Raw genomic sequence first — 16,260 nt, forward strand, 5'->3', positions numbered from 1 at the left:
GCGCGCGGCCGACAAGCTCAGTCCGCGTACACCCCCGCCGCCTTGATGATCGGGCTCCACTTTGCAATCTCCGCCGCCACGAACTTCTTGTGCCCCTCGGGCTCGATGCGCCCGTCGGTGGCGACCACGGCGCCGAGCGCTTCCTCGCGCTTGATGAAGTCGGCGTCCTTCAGTGCTGCCTTCAGCGCATCGCTGATCTTCTTGAGCACCGGCGCGGGCGTGCCCTTGGGCGCGTACAGGCCGTGCCAGATCGTCACCTGGAAGTTCTTCAGGCCGGCCTCGTCGAGTGTGGGCAGGTCTTTCAAGAGCGGCGTGGTCAGGCGCTTGGGCGTGGTCACGGCATAGGCCTTGACCTTCTTCGCCTCGATCTGCGGCGAGGTGTTGGTGCTCTGGTCGCACAAGAGGTCGATCTGGCCGCCGATGAGGTCGGTGATGGCGGGTGCCGTGCCCTTGTAGGGCACGGGCGTCATCTCGGTCTTCGTGGCGCTCTGGTAGAGCAAACCGCACAGGTGCGAGGCCGAGCCGATGCCTGCGTTGCCCAGGTTGATCTTGCCCTTGTTGGTGGCGATCCAGGCGGTCAGCTCCTTGTAGTTGGTGGCCGGCAGGCTGGGCTTGGCGATGAGCGTCATGGGCACGTCGTTGACGATGCCCAGGTACTCGAAGTCGGTCTCGACCTTGAACGGCACGTTGCGCACCAGCGTCGGCACGGTCGCCATCGCGATGTGGTTGAGCAGCAGCGTGTAGCCGTCGGGGTTGGCGCGCGCGACCTTGGCCGCGCCGATGGAACTGCCCGCGCCGGGCACGTTGTCGATGATGACGCTGGCGCCGCCCAGCGGCTTGCGCAGCGCCTCGGCGAGGTCGCGCGCGACGCGGTCGGTCGGGCCGCCGGCCGCGAAGGGCACGACGATGGTCACGGGCTTGCCCGCGGGAAAGTCCTGCGCGTGGGCGCACACAGCCAAGGCCATCGCCGCGAGGGCGAACAGTTTTTTCATGGAAGTCTCCGTCAAGGTCAAAAAGAAATTCAGGGCGCGCGCGAAGGCACACGGCTTTCGAGCGTCGGGGGTTGCCACTCGGGCTGGATGTGGCAGCCGTTCTTGCCGTCGGTGTCGTAGCGCGGCATGAGCGCCACGCACCGCTGCGCCAGGCTCTGGGGCGTGGGCTTCTCGCCCTTGTCGATCCAGTCGAGCAATGCACCGAAGAGCGCGGGGTATTCCGAATCGCTGAGGTAGCTGTGCTCGCGCTCGGCGCTGAAGCTCTGCACCAGGTGCCCGCCGGTGCCGGCCGCGTTGCGGATGCGGCGGTAGGCGTTCTCGAGTTCGACGAAGGCCGTGGGGTCGTCGATGGCATGCAGGCCCACGGTGGGCAGCGAGGTGCGGCCGGTGGGCTGACTGTCGGCCGCGAGTGCGCCCTGGGCCTGCGGGTCGGCCGCGTAGCGCTGCACGCCGGCATTGAGCGCCGCATCGTCGGCCGAGCCGCTGTAGACCACGCCGATGTTGCCGAAGGGGTTGCGGCCCTTCAGGCGCTGCTGCACGAGGTCCTGGAACAGCCACGTCGCCCAGTTGAGGTGGCCGACGAGCGAGCGCTCGGGGATCTTCACGACCGACAGGATCGTCTTCAGCCGCGCCGCCTGCTCGGACGTGCGCTGCGCGGCCGGCGTGCCGACGCCAGTGCAGTCCTTGACACGTGCCGCGAGGTCGGCGCGCGTGAGCTTCGCGTCCATCGGCAGGCCCATCCACAGCGGGTACTGCGGCTCATCGGGCTTGGGATGGTTGCGGCAGACGTACTGGTACACCACGCGCAGGTCGAGCCGGAAGTCGTAGGCGCTGTTGCCGCCGCCGAGCACGCCGCTGGTGAGCAGCAGGCCGTCGTAGGGCGACTTCGCATCGCCCACGGGCGCATACAGTTCGGCCGCCTTCGCCGCCACGCCCGCGCCGTAGCTCTGCCCGTGCAGCAGCGTGCGCTGGGGCTGGCCGAAGTGGCGCACGACGATCTGGCGCAGCCGCTCGGTGTCTTCGGCCGCCATCGTCACCCCGTAGCCGCCGCGCCGGTAAGTGGAGCCGGCCCAGGCATAGCCGGCCTTCACGGTGATGGCCCAGCGCTTGAGGTCTTCCTCGCTGCGCGCGAGCTTGGGCGCGCCGGTTTCGGGCCCGCCGTGCGCATGCATCACGAGCACGCCGCGCTGCCAGTCTTTCGGAATGGCGATCCAGTAGAACGAGCCCGCGCCGTCTTCACCGGTGTAGCAGCGCGCGGTCTCCGGCACGGGCGACGGGCAGGCCGTGGGCTTGGGCGCAGTGGCAAGTGCCGCGTGCGCGGACAGCAGCGGCGCCGCACTCAGCCAAGCGAAGGCGGCAAGTTGCGAGAGGTATTTTTTCAATGGCGTACTCCGAGGTCCAGCGCCGCGTTCGCTCCATCGGTGGAGACGAAGGCCACGACGCCGCTGTTGAAGATGAGATGGCCCGGCCGGCCGGCACCGGCCTGCGCCACGCCGAGCACCGGCGTGTCGTAGCCCAGCGTGGTGGCCGCGCCGCCGAGGTTGAAGGCCGTGCCGACCACGGTGGCCTCGCGGCTCTCGCCCTTCACGCTGGCCACGGCGTAGCTGCCATCGGCCGCGCCGGGCATCAGCGTCTGCTGCACCGCGAGCAGGCGCAGGCCCGGCTGGATGACGGTGGCCGCGCCGCTGGAGGTGTCGGCCGCCGGCACGGCAGTGGCCACGCGGCGCAGGTACAGCGGCGTGGACACGCCGTTGACCAGCCCGATCACCACCGAGCCGGTGAGCGTGCCGCCCTCGGTCTCGGCGGTGCCGCTCGACGAGGTCGAGGTCGTGTACATGTCGAAGGCCCCGCGCGCCGTGCTGTAGCTGAGGTAGCCCTTCTCGGTGTTCTTGCAGGTCTGGTCGTAGGTCATGAAGCTGTTCGACGCCGGGCTGCGGCAGAACTGGAAGGTGCCCGCATTGCGCAGCCGCCCCGTCGACGAGAACGCCGCCGTGGTACCCGCGCCGAGCTGCTCCACGCCGGCCGCATTGAAGATCAGCGAGACCGAGCGGAAGTCCGTCGACGGCGACACGTTCTGGAAGGTGTTCTGGAACGCCACCAGCGGCGAGAAGCCGCTGCCGCTCGGCGGGTTCACGCCGCCCAGCAGCACGCCGCCGGCGCCGAAGCTGAACACCGCCCCGCTCTCGCCGCTCGCGTAGCTGCAGCTGCCCTGCGACACCAGCGAGCCGCTGCGCTGCGTGCCGACCCGCGTGGGTACGTGGCTCGCGTCGATGGTCACGGTGTAGGCCATGGTGGCCGGGTCGATCTGCACCTGCAGTTCCTCGCCGAAGCTGTTGCCGCCTTTGTAGCGCGTTGCGCTCGCCGGCAGGTTGGGGCAGGCCAGCGGGTCGCCGACCTCGGTCACGCAGCTGTAGTTGACGGCCGCATCGAGGCTGCCGCTGCCGCGGTACCTGGGCCACGACGGAAACTGGCACAGCGGGCGCGTGCGGCCGTAGCTGCCGGCCACGGCGTCCACCGCCACGGGCGTGGCGGGCGCGAGGCCGGCCTCGACCCAGCCTTCGAGCGCCGCGAGCGAGTCCCAGTTGGGAATGAAGCTGCCGGTGCCGTGGCCCATGCCGGGCACGGTGTAGAAGCGCACGTTCTGCGTGACCGCGGCCTGGCCCAGCGTGGCGACGAGCTGCCGGTAGTAGTCGATGGTCGAGTTGGGGCTGATCACCTCGTCGGCCAGGCCGTGCAGCATGATCAGCTTGCCGCCGCGCGCGAAGAAGGGCGCGAGGTTCGGATCGGTCGCGTCGGTGAGCTTCGACACCTCGGCCACCCGCGCCGCGTACGCGCCGGGGTTCTGCGGATCGAAGGTGAGCGTGTTGAAACCGGCATCGCGCGTGACGAAGAACTTCACCCACTGGTCGCCCGTGACGTACATGTTGGCGTCGGCCGAGGTGGCGGGGTTGCCCGGCGCCTTGCGCGTGCCGAGGTCGCGCGTGGTGTACGGGCCGGCCACCAGCGCGCCTTCGAGGAGGTTGTAGCCGCCCGCGCGCTTCACGCCGTTGGCCAGCGAGTACGTCGCGAACTCGAGCGGCGATTCGATGGCGTGCACCGTGTCGATCTGCGCGTCCGACAGGCAGGTGTCCGCCGTGTCCGCGCCGTTGGGGCAACGCAGCGACGCGAGGATCTGCGTGTTCAGCTGGCGGCAGCTCTCCACATTGCTCACGATGTTGTCGATCGCGCCGTCGAGCTTGTCGCAGGCCTGCATCGCGGCCTTCTGTACCAGCAGCGTCTCCGTCAGGTTGAGCCAGCCCTTGCCGCCGTCGTTGTATAGCGCGCGGCCCACCGCCACGTTCGACAGGCGCGTGCCGGTGTAGTTGAGCGCGGGCTCGTTGGCGATCACGCCGTCGTAGTCCTGCGGCCAGCGCTGGATGTAGCTCAGCGCGTCGCGCCCGCCGGTCGAGGTGCCGAGGAAGTAGGCGTGCCTGGGCTTGACTGCGTAGCGCGCGAACACCAGCGCCTGCGCCACGTCGCGCGTCTTCTTGAGCGACTGGCCGCCGTAGTTGGCCAGCTGCTCGTCGTTGGCCGCGAACTTGCCGTCGGTGATGCTGCTCGACTGGTGGCCCGAGTCGTCGCCGTAGGTGGCGTAGCCCAGCGCCAGTGGCGCGGGCTTGCCGGCGGGGCCGAAGCGGATGACCTCGGTGCCGTCGATCAGCACGCCGTCGAAACCGCCGCCGCCGAAGTGGATGGTCTTCTGGTTCCACTGCTCGGGCAGGTTGACCGCGAAGTGGATGAGCTGCGAGGCCGGGTCCACCGGCGCGATGGTGCCGCGCACGCGGCAATAGTCGCCCAGCGTGTTGCCCGCGTCGCCGGCGGCCACGGGCGTGGCGCTGGTGACGGTGGCGCCCTGCGTGGGCAGGCTGATCAGCGCGGCGGGCCGGCTCTTGCCGGCCAGGTCGACGCAGGCCACGACGGGCACCACGGGCGGGGGCACCGTGCCGGGCGGCTCCTCGGCTGGCGGGGTGTCGCCGCTGGCGGGCGGCGCGGTCGGCAGGAAGAAGCCAGGGCTTCCTCCTCCCCCGCTGCCGCCACCACAGGCGGCCAGGACCAACGACGCGCCGATCAGCGCAACGACGACACGAAACTTCGAGGCAGGGCGCGGTGTGCGCATGGATTTGTCTCCGGCATGCAGCCTCGGTGGACTGCTTTTTGAATAGGCGGCCGGACGATAGATTCCGTGTGACCTAGGGTCAAATAAAATAACAAGGCCTATTCAATACAAAAAACATATGGACATACGCGCCCTGAGGTACTTCGTGGCCGTGGCCGGCACCGGCCACATGACGCGCGCCGCCGAGCAGCTGGGCATCCAGCAGCCGCCGCTGAGCCTGCAGATCAAGGCGCTGGAGCGCGAGCTGGGCGTGCTGCTGTTCAAGCGCCATCCGCGCGGCGTGGCGCTCACCGATGCCGGCCGGCTGTTCCAGGCCGAGGCGCTGCGCATGCTGCAGGACATGGAGGCCATGAAGCAGCGCATGGCGCGCGTAGCCCAGGGCCAGACCGGCACGCTGGCGGTCGGCTTCACCAGCTCGGCCGCGGCGCACCGCTTCATGCCCGAGGCGCTGCGCGCCTTTCGCCGCGCGCACCCCGGCGTGGAGCTGCAGCTGCGCGAGGACAACGCCGCCGAGCTCACCGAGGCGCTGGCCGCGGGCCGGCTGCACTGCGGCCTGCTGCGCGTGCCGGTGGCGCGGCCCGAGGGGCTGGTGTTCGAGACGCTGCTGCGCGAGCCCGTGTGGGTCGCGATGCCGAGCGATCACCGCTTCGCGCCGCCTGCCAACGGCAAGAAGCCGGCGAAGCCGCTGCCGCTGTCGAAACTCTGTGAAGAAGGCATCATCCTCGTGCGCCGCCCGGGCGCGCCCGGCCTCTATGCCGAGCTGCTCGCGCTGTGCCACGCGCAGGGCCTGCGCCCACGCGTGGTGGCCGAAGTCGATCGCATGATGACCAACCTGAACCTCGTGGCCGCGGGCGTCGGCCTGTCGGTGGTGCCGACCTCGATGACCGGCGTGCACGCGCACGCCATCGCCTACACGCGGCTGGCCGACGGCGGCCAGCTCGACGCGCCGCTCACGCTGGTGTCACGCGCCGACGAAGACAACCTGCCAGCGCGGCACTTCGCGGCGCTGCTGCGCGGGCTGGCCGAGGGGAAGCCCGCCGCATGACCCTGCCGCTGCTGCGCCGCCATTTCCTGCAACGCATCGGCTTCGCGGCTGCGTGCGCGTTGCCGCACCTGTCGCACGCAGCTTCGTCGCCCTGGCCCAGCCGCCCCGTGCGCCTGATCGTGGTCTACCCGCCGGGCGGCGTGAGCGATGGCATGGCGCGCGCGCTGGCCGAGCCGCTGGCGCAGTCGCTGGGCGTGCCGGTGCTCATCGAACACCGCGCCGGCGCGGGCGGCAGCCTGGGCATGGATGCGCTCGCACGCGCCACGCCCGATGGCCACACGCTGGCCTTTTCGGCCATCAGCCCGCTCACCCTGCACCCGCTGCTCGCGCGCGCGCCCTACGACCCGCTGCGCGCCTTCGTGCCCGTGGCCAGCGTGATGCGCACGCCGGTGCTGGTCGTGGGCACGCCGGCCTTCGCGGGCCGCGGCTTTGCGGAACTGATCGCGCTGGCGCGCCGCCAGCCCGGCGCGGTGCGCTGGGCCACCTCGGGCGTGGCCACCATCGGCCACATGGTGCTCGCGCAGGTGCGCCTGCAAAGCCGCACCGACATCACCCACATCCCCTACCAAGGCGGCGGCCCGCAGCTCAACGATGCGCTGGGCGGGCAGTTCGAGGTGCTGTCGACCAACGTCGCGGCGCAGCAGCTGCAGTACATCGAGAGCGGCCGGCTGCAGGCGCTGGCGGTCGGCGCACCCGCGCGCATCGAGGCGCTGCCTGCGGTGCCCACGCTCGCGGAGCTGGGCTACGAGAAGGCGAACCGCGATTCGCTCTTCGGCATCTTCGCGCCCGCGCGCACGCCGACGGCGGTGGTGCAGCGCCTCAACGCCGAGATCAACCGGCTGCTGCAAGGCGACCCGCTGCGCGCGCGCCTGCGCGAGGCCTACAACCTGCCGGCCGGCGGGAGCATCGAGGACTTCGCACAGGAGATTGCGGCGGATCGGCGGCGCAACCGCGCGCTGGTGGCGGGGGCGCGGGCGCAGTTCGACTAAGGCTGCGCGGCCACCCAGCCGAAGCCCGCGTACCAGGGGCTGAAGCGTGACGGGCGCTGTTCGATGTCGACCTGCTTCACCGCGCTGGCCAGTGCGGGCGACACGTTGCGCAACGCCATCACGGTCCATGCGCGGTCGAGCTGCTTGAGCAGACGGGCCTCGCAGCCGGGGCTCTCGCGCAGGCCGACAGGTGCCAGGCCCAATTGCACCGAGACATGCCCCTGCGCGGCCGCCCGTTCCCAGAGCACGCGCTTGCGCTCCGAGCCCAGCAACGTCAGCTGGCGCAGTTCGTACGTGCCGGCCGGCAGCACGCCGGGCACGGCGTTCACCTGCAAGCGCACGTCCTTGCCCAGGCCGTTCCGGTCGGCCCCGAAGAGCCACTCGAAGTGATCGGTGGGCACCTGCGCCTGGATCGCCATCAGGCAGGGCGCGGGCAAGGGTTGCGTGCCCCGCAGCGTCTGGCGCGTGAGCACCATCAGCTCGGCGGTCTTCGACACCAGCGACAACGGGACCGGTGCCTGGTCGCCCGCCACGATCTGCGCGTCGATCTCGGCAGGCAGCGTCGGCACGGTGGCGGCGTTGGCCGCGTGCGCCAGCACCTGCGGGAACAGCACGGGCATCGTCCTGCCGTTGCCGAAGCTCTCGCCCGTGGCGATCTCCAGGCGATCAGCGGTCAGCCGGTAGTAGCTCGGCAGCGTCGCCTCGACGTCGTAACCGCCGCGGCGCGTGGTGACGCGTTGGTAGAACTCGCGCGATGTGCTCTTCATCAGCGGCTGCAGTGCGCGCACCAGTTCCTGGCGCTGCGCGTCGCTGACATCGTTCAGATCGATGCGGATGCGGTTGGACGGGTAGGTGAAGAGCTTGGCCATGCCCCGTTCGAGTTCCGCCTTGTCCGGCGCGCGCGTCACGTAGAGAACGAAGCCGCCCACCAGCGCAACAACGCAGGTCGCCAGCGTGAAGTAGCCTGTGAACTTGAAGAAACGCCCGGCCGCGCGGGAGTCCATCCGCCGCTCCAGCGCCCCGAAGACCCGCAGCAGGACGACGCCGACGATCACGACGCCGACCATCAGCAGCAGCACGGTGGCTGCGTTGAAAACGAAACTCAAAAAGCCCATGCCGCTGCGTTCAGGCGCAGCGCCCGACAACTCCAAGCAACGGGTCAGTCCTCCGCGCGCCAGAGCCGCGGATAGTCGCTCACGAACCCATCCGCCGTGACGCCCAGCACCTCCGCGTAATCGAAGCGCTTGGCCTCGTACGCGTACGTGCTGTCGCTGCGCCGCTCGTAGCGCTGCATCAGCTCGCTGAGCCCGCCGTCTTCGATGTCGACCCAGGCCGCCGGCGCGTCGGCGCTTTCGCCGGGGGCGAGGTTCAGGCGGCGCAGTTGCAGCAGGTTGGTGGCGGGGGTGAAGCCCAGGTCGAGGTCGACGCAATGCGACATGTCGGACACGGCTTCGTCGTTGAGCTTCCAGTGGCCGCGCGCGTCGCGCGTGATCGACAGGTCGATGGCCGACTCGCCGAGCCAGCCGCGCACCGTGCCCCATTGCGTGTGCCAGAGCAGGTCGCAGCGCACGCGGTAGTGCAGCTGGGCGATGCGACCGCCTTCGGTGCGGAACACCGCGGCGCCGTCGAGTTGCCAGGCCGAGGCATTGCGTTCGAGGCGGCAGGCATCGTGGCCCGGTGCATCGAGCCTGCGCCAGAGGATGGAGGCGACGGTTTGCATATGGCGCGGATCATGGCACCGGCATGCCGCGGGGCGCAAGCGGCATCCCGCAAAATGCCCTGCATGTCGAAAGCCCTTTACACGTCGTTGTCTGCCCTTTTCACCCTCCTGACAGCCGGCGCAGGCCATGCGGCCACCGCACTGAAAGACGGCGACATCGTCTTCCACACCTCGCGCTCGGCGCAAAGCCTGGCCGTGCAGCGCGCCACCGGCTCGCGCTACAGCCACATGGGCATCGTGCTGCTGCGAGAGGGCAAACCCTACGTGTTCGAGGCCGTCTCGACGGTGCGCTACACGCCGCTGGCGCAATGGACGGCGCGCGGCAACGGCGGGCGCTACGTGGTGAAGCGGCTGCGCGATGCCGACACGCGGCTCACGCCCGGCGCCGTGGCGCGCCTGCATGCGCGCACCTCGGACTTCACGGGCCGCCCGTACGACCTGACCTTCGAATGGTCGGATTCGCGCATCTACTGCTCGGAACTGGTGTGGAAGCTGTACGACCGCGCGCTGGGCGTGCGCATCGGCGAGCTGCAGAAGATCCGCAGCTTCAACCTCGCCGACCCGGCCGTGCGCGCCAAGATGCGCGAGCGCTACGGCGACGCCGTGCCCATGGACGAGCCGGTGATCTCGCCCGTGGCGATGTTCGACTCGCCGCTGCTGGTGACGGTCGAATCGCGCTGACGGCCCGCTACCGCACCGCAGCCAGCACGCTGTCGAGAAACTGCCTGGCCGGCGTGCCGAAATCTTCAGGGATGTAGTCGCGCGAGAAGTCGCGCGCAAACGCCGCTTCGAGGTCCTCGTGCGAACCGAGGTAGTCGGCGATCTCGGCGCGCAATGCGGCCAGTTCGGCCTCGGTGCTCGACTCGCGGTACGAGGCCATGATCTCGGCGCCGGTTTCGCCGAAGAGGATGTCGGCGTCCTGGCCGAAGTAGACCTTGGTGAGGTGGTCGATCAGTTCGAATCGCATCGTGGGGTCGTGAGGAAAAATCAGAACGGATGGGCGGTGAGGATGTAGAACGGCTTGCCGTTGTACGTGCGCATGTTCAGCGTCACGCGCACCTTGGTGAGCTGGCTCACGGCGGTGCTGCCGCGCTGCACGCCGATGCCGACCACGGCGGCGATGTCGTGCTCGAAGGCCACGGGCTTGGAGCCCACCGCCGCGGAGCGCGACCACGCGCGAATGGCCCGGGCGTTGGCGCGCACGGTCTGGCTGATGGCCGACTCGGCGGTGGCCAGGTCGAAGAACGACGACGAGCGCTGCAGGCTGGGCTTCTTCGCGAAGCGGTCGAACAGTTCCTGCGCCGACTTGCCCACGTGCTCGCGGATGGTGTGGCCGCCGGCCTTGGAGCCCGCAATGCCCTCGTGCTCGATGAGCCGCACGGGCTCGAGCTTGAAGCGGCTCGCGCGCACCGCGATGACGCGCGATGCGGCCAGCCCGCCGGCCACGAAGAGCGGCACCGCCACGTCGACCGCGAGCCCCACCTGCGCGCCGGTTTCGGGCGAGGCGCCCAGCGCCTGCGCGGTGGCGTCGGCGGTGAGCGCGGTGGCGGTGCGCTGCGTCTGGCCGGTCCAGATCTGGCGCGCGGCCGTGGCGGTGACGTCGCTGCCGTGCGCGCCCAGCACCACGCAGCCGACCTTGCTGGCCATGGTGGGCTCGGGCGCGACGCACAGCACGCCGGCGCCGACCAGTTCGATCACGCCGCCGATCAGCGCCGCCGTGCCCCAGAGCCGGTTGCTGAGGCTGGCCGACTCGGGCACGTCTTCGCCGCCGAGCACCGCCGCCATCTGCACCGGCGTCAGCGCGACCGACAGGCCGCCTTCCACCTCGTCGTCACCCATCGTGCATTCCTTTCCGTTCACCACCTGCGTGGGGATTGAAATTCCGCCGCATTCTTGCACGCGACACGGGGGCGGGCGAACATGCCCGGAGAGCGAGACAATTGTCACCGTGAGTTTCCAGCCCGTGCCGCCCCCGGCCCCTCCGATCCGCCGCATTGCCCACCTCGACATGGACGCGTTCTACGCGTCCGTCGAGTTGCTGCGCTACCCGCAGCTCAAGGGGCTGCCGGTGGTCATCGGCGGCGGACGGCGCCGCGTCGACGAGGCGATCCGCGAACTGCCCGAGGGCGCCACGCTGGCCGACATTCCGATCGAGGCCTTTCCGCGCCTGAAGGACTACACGGGGCGCGGCGTGATCACCACCGCCACCTACCCCGCGCGGCAGTTCGGCATCGGCTCGGCCATGGGGCTCATGAAGGCCGCCAAGCTGTGCCCGCAGGCGCTGATCCTGCCGGTCGATTTCGACGAGTACCGGCGCTTCTCGCGCACCTTCAAGCAGGTGATCCTGGACATCGCACCGCTCATGGAAGACCGCGGCGTGGACGAGGTGTACATCGACTTCACCGACGTGCCCGGCGGCCAGCGCGACGGCGGGCGCTCGCTGGCGCGGCTGATCCAGAAATCGATCTTCGACGCCACGGGCCTGACCTGCTCGATCGGCGTGGCGCCCAACAAGCTCATCGCCAAGATGGCCAGCGAGTTCGAGAAGCCCAACGGCATCTCGGTGGTCTACGAGCACGACCTCGAAAGCCGCATCTGGCCCCTGCCCTGCCGCAAGGTGAACGGCATCGGCCCGAAGGCGGACGAGAAGCTCAAGCGCTTCGGCATCGAGACCGTGGGCCAGCTGGCGGCGCGCGAGCGCGGCTGGCTCATCGACACCTTCGGCAAGGCCACGGGCGCGTGGATGCACGAGGTGGCCTGGGGTCGCGACAACCGCCCCGTGGTGACCGAGAGCGAGCCCGTGTCGATGAGCCGCGAGACCACCTTCGAGCGCGACCTGCACGCGGTGCGCGACCGCGCCGAGCTGGGCGCGATCTTCACGCACCTGTGCGAGAAGCTGGCCGAAGACCTGCAACGCAAGGGCTACGTGGGCAAGACCATCGGCATCAAGCTGCGCTACGACGACTTCAAGATCGCCACGCGCGACCAGACCATCGACCGCTTCACCGACGACGGCAAGACCATCCGCCAGGTCGGCGGGCAGTGCTTGAAGCGCGTGCCGCTGGAGCGGCCGCTGCGCCTCCTGGGCGTGCGCGTGGGCGCACTGGCCAAGGCCGGCAGCCCGGAGGCGCTGGCGCCCGCTGGCAACGCTCGCAGCGCGGCGCCGGTGGCGACCACGGCGTCGCTCTTCTGACACCACCATGATTCGACGCTGGCTGAGACGCATCGCCCTCACCCTGCTGGGATTTCTGCTGGCCATCACGCTGTACGTGGCGGTGGCCTGCGTGCTGGTCTTCCTGCCGGCCAACGCGAAACCGCCGGCCGAGCCTGCGACCGTCGAGGCCTGGGTGCTGAGCAACGGCGTGCACACCGACCTGGTGTTTCCGGTCCGCTCGGCCATCGTCGACTGGCAGCAGCTCTTTCCACTGTCCGACTTCAAGGCGCCGCCGCCCGATGCCGAGTTCGTCGCCATCGGCTGGGGCGACCGCGAGTTCTACCTGCACACGCCGACCTGGGGCGACCTGACGGCCGCGCGCGCCTTCGGGGCACTGTCGGGTGGCAATCGCTCGCTGCTGCACGTGACCTACCTGCAGCGCGCGCAGCTACGGCGCGGGGCCTACAAGCTCCCGCTCTCGCAGGCGCAGTACGCGCAGCTAGTGGCCTACGTGCGCGCCACGCTGCCTTCAGGCCGCGCGACGCCGATCGCGGGTGCGCACTACGCGAACGACGATGCCTTCTACGAAGCCCGGGGCAGCTACCACCTGTTCGAGACCTGCAACACCTGGACCGGCCGCGGCCTGCGCCAGGCGGGCGTCACGGTGAGCCGATGGACGCCCTTCGACTTCAACGTGACGTGGCATCTGCAGCCCGTGCTGCAGCCCTGACGATCTTCAGGGCTTGGGCACGCCCACCGACCAGGTGGGCCAGTTCTTCACGATGTGATCGACCACGCGCGTGCCCACCAGCGCGATGTTCTCCACCGTCTCGGCAAAGCCGCCCGCCGTCTCGCCCGGTGCCGGGTCCAGGTGCTGCAGCGTGCTTTCCTTCGGGTTGCCCTGGTCGAAGTTGACCGCCCCGCGCAGGCTCATCACGCGGTCGGTGCCGTGGGTGCGCTTGATCACGAGGGTGATGGCAGCGGCTTCCATTTCGGTGATCACGTAGTCGTCGGCGCCATAGAGCTTGGCGATGTACTGCGCCTGCTTCGACATGCCGGGGCCGTGGAAGAAGGTGTCGCCCGTCATGTGCGTGCCGGTGCCCACGAAGGGGGCGCGGCGCGCGGCGGCGTCGGGGTAGCGCAGGCGGTACTTGCGCGCCGATTCCGCGTCCTTGAGCGGCGTGTCGGCCGACAGCTTCATGGCCCAGCCGACGAGGTCGGGGTTGAGCTTGAAGCGGCGGTACTCCTCGTAGCCCTTGCGCGGCATGAAGGTGGGTTCGCCGGGCTTGTTCTCTTCGGGCGCCCAGCGGTGGCCGAGGTCGTAGTCGACCAGCCAGGTGGCCCAGCTCACCTCGCCGATGGTGCCGCGCTGCGGCGGTGTGCCGGCCACGCCGGAGATCACGTAGTAGGCCTGCGAGAAGTCGAACTTCGGGTTCAGCAGGATGGCCTGCATCGACGACGACGAGTTGACCTTGCCCATGCCCAGCACCGCGCCGCACACGCCGTCGGCGTTGCAGTACACGGGCTGCAGCGCGCCGGGCACGGCCACGGGCGTCGCGCCCTTCCAGTAGCGCTCGTACCAGTGCTGGAACTCGCCGGCGCGGTCGCCGGTGTTCTGGCCGATCTCGAACATGGCGGCCACGAACACCTTCACCTTGACGGGGGCGCCGGTGGCGGCGGCGGCAGCGCGGGTGTCGGCCGTGGGCGAGGTGGAGGCACAGGCCGTGGCGAGCAGCACGGCGCCGCACAGCGCCAGGCCGCGGCTGCCCAGGGAGAAGCGACGGGAGTTCAGGAGGGACATGGGTGGAATCCGAAGAGAAGGAAGGAAAGGAAAGCGCGCCTCGGCAACAGCGTGCGGCGTCCTACACCGCACGATTGTCGATGCTGGCACAAGCGCGATGTCATGCCTTCGATGCAAACCCCATGCCGGCCCGCGCCGGCTGCCACCTCAGCGCTGGCCGGCGGGCTGGTCTACGTGAACCCCGGCATGCCGGGCATCCGCCGGCTGAAGTGGGGCGACGGCTTTCGCTACCGCGACGCGCACGGCCGCTGGCTGCGCGACGCCGACGCGCTCGCGCGCATCCGCAGCCTGGCCATTCCGCCGGCCTACACCGAGGTGTGGATCTGCCCGCTGCCGCAGGGCCACCTGCAGGCCACGGGCCTGGACGCGCGCGGCCGCACGCAGTACCGCTACCACCCCGACTGGCGTGCGCTGCAGGACGGCACCAAGTTCGAGCGCCTCGCGGCCTTCGGGCGCGCCCTGCCCCGTTTGCGCGCCCGCGTGGCGCGCGACCTGCGCGCCGGCACCCGCACGCCCGGTCGCGCGCAGGTGATCGCCACGCTGGTGCGCCTGCTCGACACCACGCTGCTGCGCGTGGGCAACGAGGCCTATGCGAGCAGCAACGGCTCGTTCGGCCTCACCACGCTGCGCAACCGCCACGCGGCGGTGCAGGGCTCGGCGCTGCGGCTGCGCTTTCGCGGCAAGAGCGGCGTGGCGCACGAGGCCCGCGTCGACGACCCGCGCGTGGCCCGCGTGGTGCGCCAGTGCCAGCAGCTGCCGGGGCAGGCGCTGTTCCAGTACACGGACGAAGCGGGCGAGGTGCGCGGCGTGTCGTCCAACGACGTGAACGACTACATCGCCGAGGCGACTGACAAGGGCGACGGCGAGCGCTTCACCGCCAAGGACTTCCGCACCTGGCACGGCACGGTGCAGGCGCTGGAGCTCACGCGGCTGGCCTGTGCCTGGGAGGGCGAGCGCCGGCCCGGCGCCAGGGACATCCTCGCGGCCGTGGCGCGGCAGCTCGGCAACACGCCGGCGGTCTGCAAGAAAGCCTACGTGCACCCGACCGTGCTGGCGCTGGGCGAGGCGCTGGCGCGCGAGGACGACACGGCGGCGACGGGCACTTTGCTGGAGAAGATCGCGGCCCGCGCCGCCACAGCCGGCCCGGCGCGCGGCCTGGTCGCGGCGGAGCGGCGATTGCTCGCCTTCCTGCGGACGCCTCAGCCTGCGGCGAGGGCGAAGCGCACGGTGTCTGCGTCGAGCAGCACGGCGTAGCCGAGGTCTTCGGCCAGGTTCTGCAGCGCCACGGTGTCGATGGCCAGGGCGCGCGGCGCGCGGTGGGCGTCGAGCACCGCGTTCGCGCCGCCGGCCTCGCGCACCCGGGCGTGCAGGCGCAGCGCGTCGGTGCCGTCGGGCTCGATGCGGATGGTGCCGGCCTCGTCCACACCGTCGTGCAGGTAGCCCAGCGCGCCCAGGAACAGGTAGCGCAGCGCGGCGGCATTGGGCCAGCGCGGCTCGTCGTCCTGCGGGGTGGCGAGCGCGTCGTCGACCTCGAGCGCCACGCCGTGCAGGTCGAAAGCCGAGCGCATCAGCGTCATGCACTGCGCCACCAGCGCACTGCGCGTGATGCCGTCGTCGGTGGTGGCCAGTTCCCAGTCGCGCAGCGAGCGGATCGCGGCCACCAGCTCGGACACCTGGCTGTCGATGAGGTTCACCCGCTCCTCGCAGGCCGCGGGGTCGACGGGGTCGGCCGCCACCTGGCGCTTGAGCATCAACACCGCCATGCGGATCACCGAGACGGGCGCCGTCATGTCGTGCCGCAGCGCCGGCAGGGCGCGCGTGAGCAGCTCGTGGCGCACGCCGGCCGCAATCCAGCTGCGGGCGCTGGGAGACGACTTCATCGCGGCGCAGCGGCCCGCAAGGGCGCGCGGCCCGTGGGACGAGAGGCGGCAGGGAGCACGGTCAAGGCAGGATTCCTGAAGGCGGGAACAAGGCCACGAGTATCGGCCCCGCTCCGCGCCGCGGCTGTAGGAGCCTGCCTACGCGCGCCCTGCCCGCCGGGCCGCACCTTCAGCGCGCGCTCAGGGCTTGCCGAGGTAGGTGCGCACGTCCTTCACCTCGACCCCGGCGGCCGCGACGGCCGAGCGCAGCTGCGCCTCGGTCACGCCCAGCGTCTGGGTCCAGTAGCGAACCTCGTGGAGTTCGTTGACATTGATGCGGGCCGCATCCTGCGGTCCGCGCTTGCTCAGGTCATCGGCCATGGCGTGGATTCCTTGTTGAAGGCTCCCACGATGCGGCCTGCACGGAGGATCGGCTGGCGGACAGCAGCGCGGCTCCTTGCAGGATAAGTCCGAGAGCGCGTTGCAGATGTCCGGAAGCAGCGGGCCGGCGCAACGCGGCGCCCCTATCGTCGCCGCTCCTTCA

General features: G+C 70.4%; 16 protein-coding genes. 6 read left to right on the plus strand and 10 right to left on the minus strand.

Annotated elements, in window-relative coordinates; all coding sequences use genetic code 11:
- Positions 1-17: 17 nt before the first annotated feature.
- The 3 genes from AC57B8_RS01235 to AC57B8_RS01245 are packed head-to-tail and all read right to left on the minus strand — an operon-like array spanning position 18 to position 5,148.
- Positions 18-992, minus strand: coding sequence for a tripartite tricarboxylate transporter substrate-binding protein (locus AC57B8_RS01235; protein ID WP_159275579.1), 975 nt, complete (start codon positions 990-992; stop codon positions 18-20).
- A 29-nt stretch (positions 993-1,021) separates the two neighbouring features.
- A complete protein-coding gene (locus AC57B8_RS01240) occupies positions 1,022-2,374 on the minus strand; it encodes an alpha/beta hydrolase family protein (protein WP_496478381.1) in 1,353 nt (450 codons plus the stop codon).
- Positions 2,371-5,148 (minus strand): tannase/feruloyl esterase family alpha/beta hydrolase, encoded by a 2,778-nt coding sequence (locus tag AC57B8_RS01245; RefSeq protein ID WP_496478382.1) that lies wholly within the window; start codon positions 5,146-5,148, stop codon positions 2,371-2,373. The genes AC57B8_RS01240 and AC57B8_RS01245 overlap by 4 nt, the downstream gene beginning before the upstream one ends.
- 118 nt (positions 5,149-5,266) lie before the next feature.
- Here AC57B8_RS01245 and AC57B8_RS01250 point away from each other — a divergent pair, with 118 nt between their 5' ends.
- Together AC57B8_RS01250 and AC57B8_RS01255 are read left to right on the plus strand one after the other, a co-directional pair.
- Positions 5,267-6,193, plus strand: a complete 927-nt coding sequence (locus tag AC57B8_RS01250; RefSeq protein WP_495273517.1) for a LysR substrate-binding domain-containing protein — start codon at positions 5,267-5,269, stop codon at positions 6,191-6,193.
- Positions 6,190-7,182, plus strand: a complete 993-nt coding sequence (locus AC57B8_RS01255; protein ID WP_496478383.1) for a Bug family tripartite tricarboxylate transporter substrate binding protein — start codon at positions 6,190-6,192, stop codon at positions 7,180-7,182. Before AC57B8_RS01250 ends, AC57B8_RS01255 begins: the two co-directional genes overlap by 4 nt.
- On the opposite strand, the gene AC57B8_RS01260 is transcribed toward AC57B8_RS01255, so the two are convergent.
- Both AC57B8_RS01260 and AC57B8_RS01265 read right to left on the minus strand, forming a co-directional pair.
- Complete coding sequence (locus AC57B8_RS01260) at positions 7,179-8,297, minus strand: hypothetical protein (RefSeq protein ID WP_496478384.1); 1,119 nt, start codon at positions 8,295-8,297, stop codon at positions 7,179-7,181. The two genes, AC57B8_RS01255 and AC57B8_RS01260, sit on opposite strands and share 4 nt — an antisense overlap.
- Positions 8,298-8,341: 44 nt before the next feature.
- Positions 8,342-8,902, minus strand: a complete 561-nt coding sequence (locus AC57B8_RS01265; RefSeq protein WP_495304967.1) for a putative glycolipid-binding domain-containing protein — start codon at positions 8,900-8,902, stop codon at positions 8,342-8,344.
- A gap of 63 nt (positions 8,903-8,965) precedes the next feature.
- Between AC57B8_RS01265 and AC57B8_RS01270 the strand changes: the two genes are divergently transcribed.
- Complete coding sequence (locus tag AC57B8_RS01270) at positions 8,966-9,583, plus strand: YiiX family permuted papain-like enzyme (RefSeq protein WP_496478385.1); 618 nt, start codon at positions 8,966-8,968, stop codon at positions 9,581-9,583.
- 7 nt (positions 9,584-9,590) lie between these two features.
- On the opposite strand, the gene AC57B8_RS01275 is transcribed toward AC57B8_RS01270, so the two are convergent.
- Both AC57B8_RS01275 and AC57B8_RS01280 read right to left on the minus strand, forming a co-directional pair.
- Positions 9,591-9,869 carry a contact-dependent growth inhibition system immunity protein gene (locus AC57B8_RS01275; protein ID WP_496478386.1) on the minus strand — a complete coding sequence of 93 codons (279 nt, stop codon included), beginning with the start codon at positions 9,867-9,869 and terminating at the stop codon, positions 9,591-9,593.
- Positions 9,870-9,889: 20 nt separating this feature from the next.
- Complete coding sequence (locus tag AC57B8_RS01280) at positions 9,890-10,741, minus strand: RNase A-like domain-containing protein (RefSeq protein WP_390341795.1); 852 nt, start codon at positions 10,739-10,741, stop codon at positions 9,890-9,892.
- 169 nt (positions 10,742-10,910) lie between these two features.
- On the opposite strand from AC57B8_RS01280, the gene dinB reads away from it, so the two are divergent.
- Both dinB and AC57B8_RS01290 read left to right on the plus strand, forming a co-directional pair.
- A complete protein-coding gene (gene dinB / locus AC57B8_RS01285; protein ID WP_159273409.1) occupies positions 10,911-12,095 on the plus strand; it encodes a DNA polymerase IV in 1,185 nt (394 codons plus the stop codon).
- 7 nt (positions 12,096-12,102) lie between these two features.
- Positions 12,103-12,786 (plus strand): TIGR02117 family protein, encoded by a 684-nt coding sequence (locus tag AC57B8_RS01290; protein WP_496478387.1) that lies wholly within the window; start codon positions 12,103-12,105, stop codon positions 12,784-12,786.
- 6 nt (positions 12,787-12,792) lie between these two features.
- On the opposite strand, the gene AC57B8_RS01295 is transcribed toward AC57B8_RS01290, so the two are convergent.
- A complete protein-coding gene (locus AC57B8_RS01295) occupies positions 12,793-13,857 on the minus strand; it encodes a purine-nucleoside phosphorylase (protein WP_496478388.1) in 1,065 nt (354 codons plus the stop codon).
- Between the two features lie 102 nt (positions 13,858-13,959).
- Between AC57B8_RS01295 and AC57B8_RS01300 the strand changes: the two genes are divergently transcribed.
- Positions 13,960-15,111, plus strand: coding sequence for a DNA topoisomerase IB (locus AC57B8_RS01300; RefSeq protein WP_496478389.1), 1,152 nt, complete (start codon positions 13,960-13,962; stop codon positions 15,109-15,111).
- On the opposite strand, the gene AC57B8_RS01305 is transcribed toward AC57B8_RS01300, so the two are convergent.
- Positions 15,057-15,737, minus strand: coding sequence for a hypothetical protein (locus AC57B8_RS01305; protein ID WP_496478390.1), 681 nt, complete (start codon positions 15,735-15,737; stop codon positions 15,057-15,059). The two genes, AC57B8_RS01300 and AC57B8_RS01305, sit on opposite strands and share 55 nt — an antisense overlap.
- Before the next feature lie 180 nt (positions 15,738-15,917).
- Positions 15,918-16,097, minus strand: coding sequence for a DUF3606 domain-containing protein (locus tag AC57B8_RS01310; protein WP_062477985.1), 180 nt, complete (start codon positions 16,095-16,097; stop codon positions 15,918-15,920).
- Between the last annotated feature and the right edge of the window lie 163 nt (positions 16,098-16,260).

It is taken from the genome of Variovorax sp. BGA-UO-ETr-C22 (assembly GCF_059567965.1).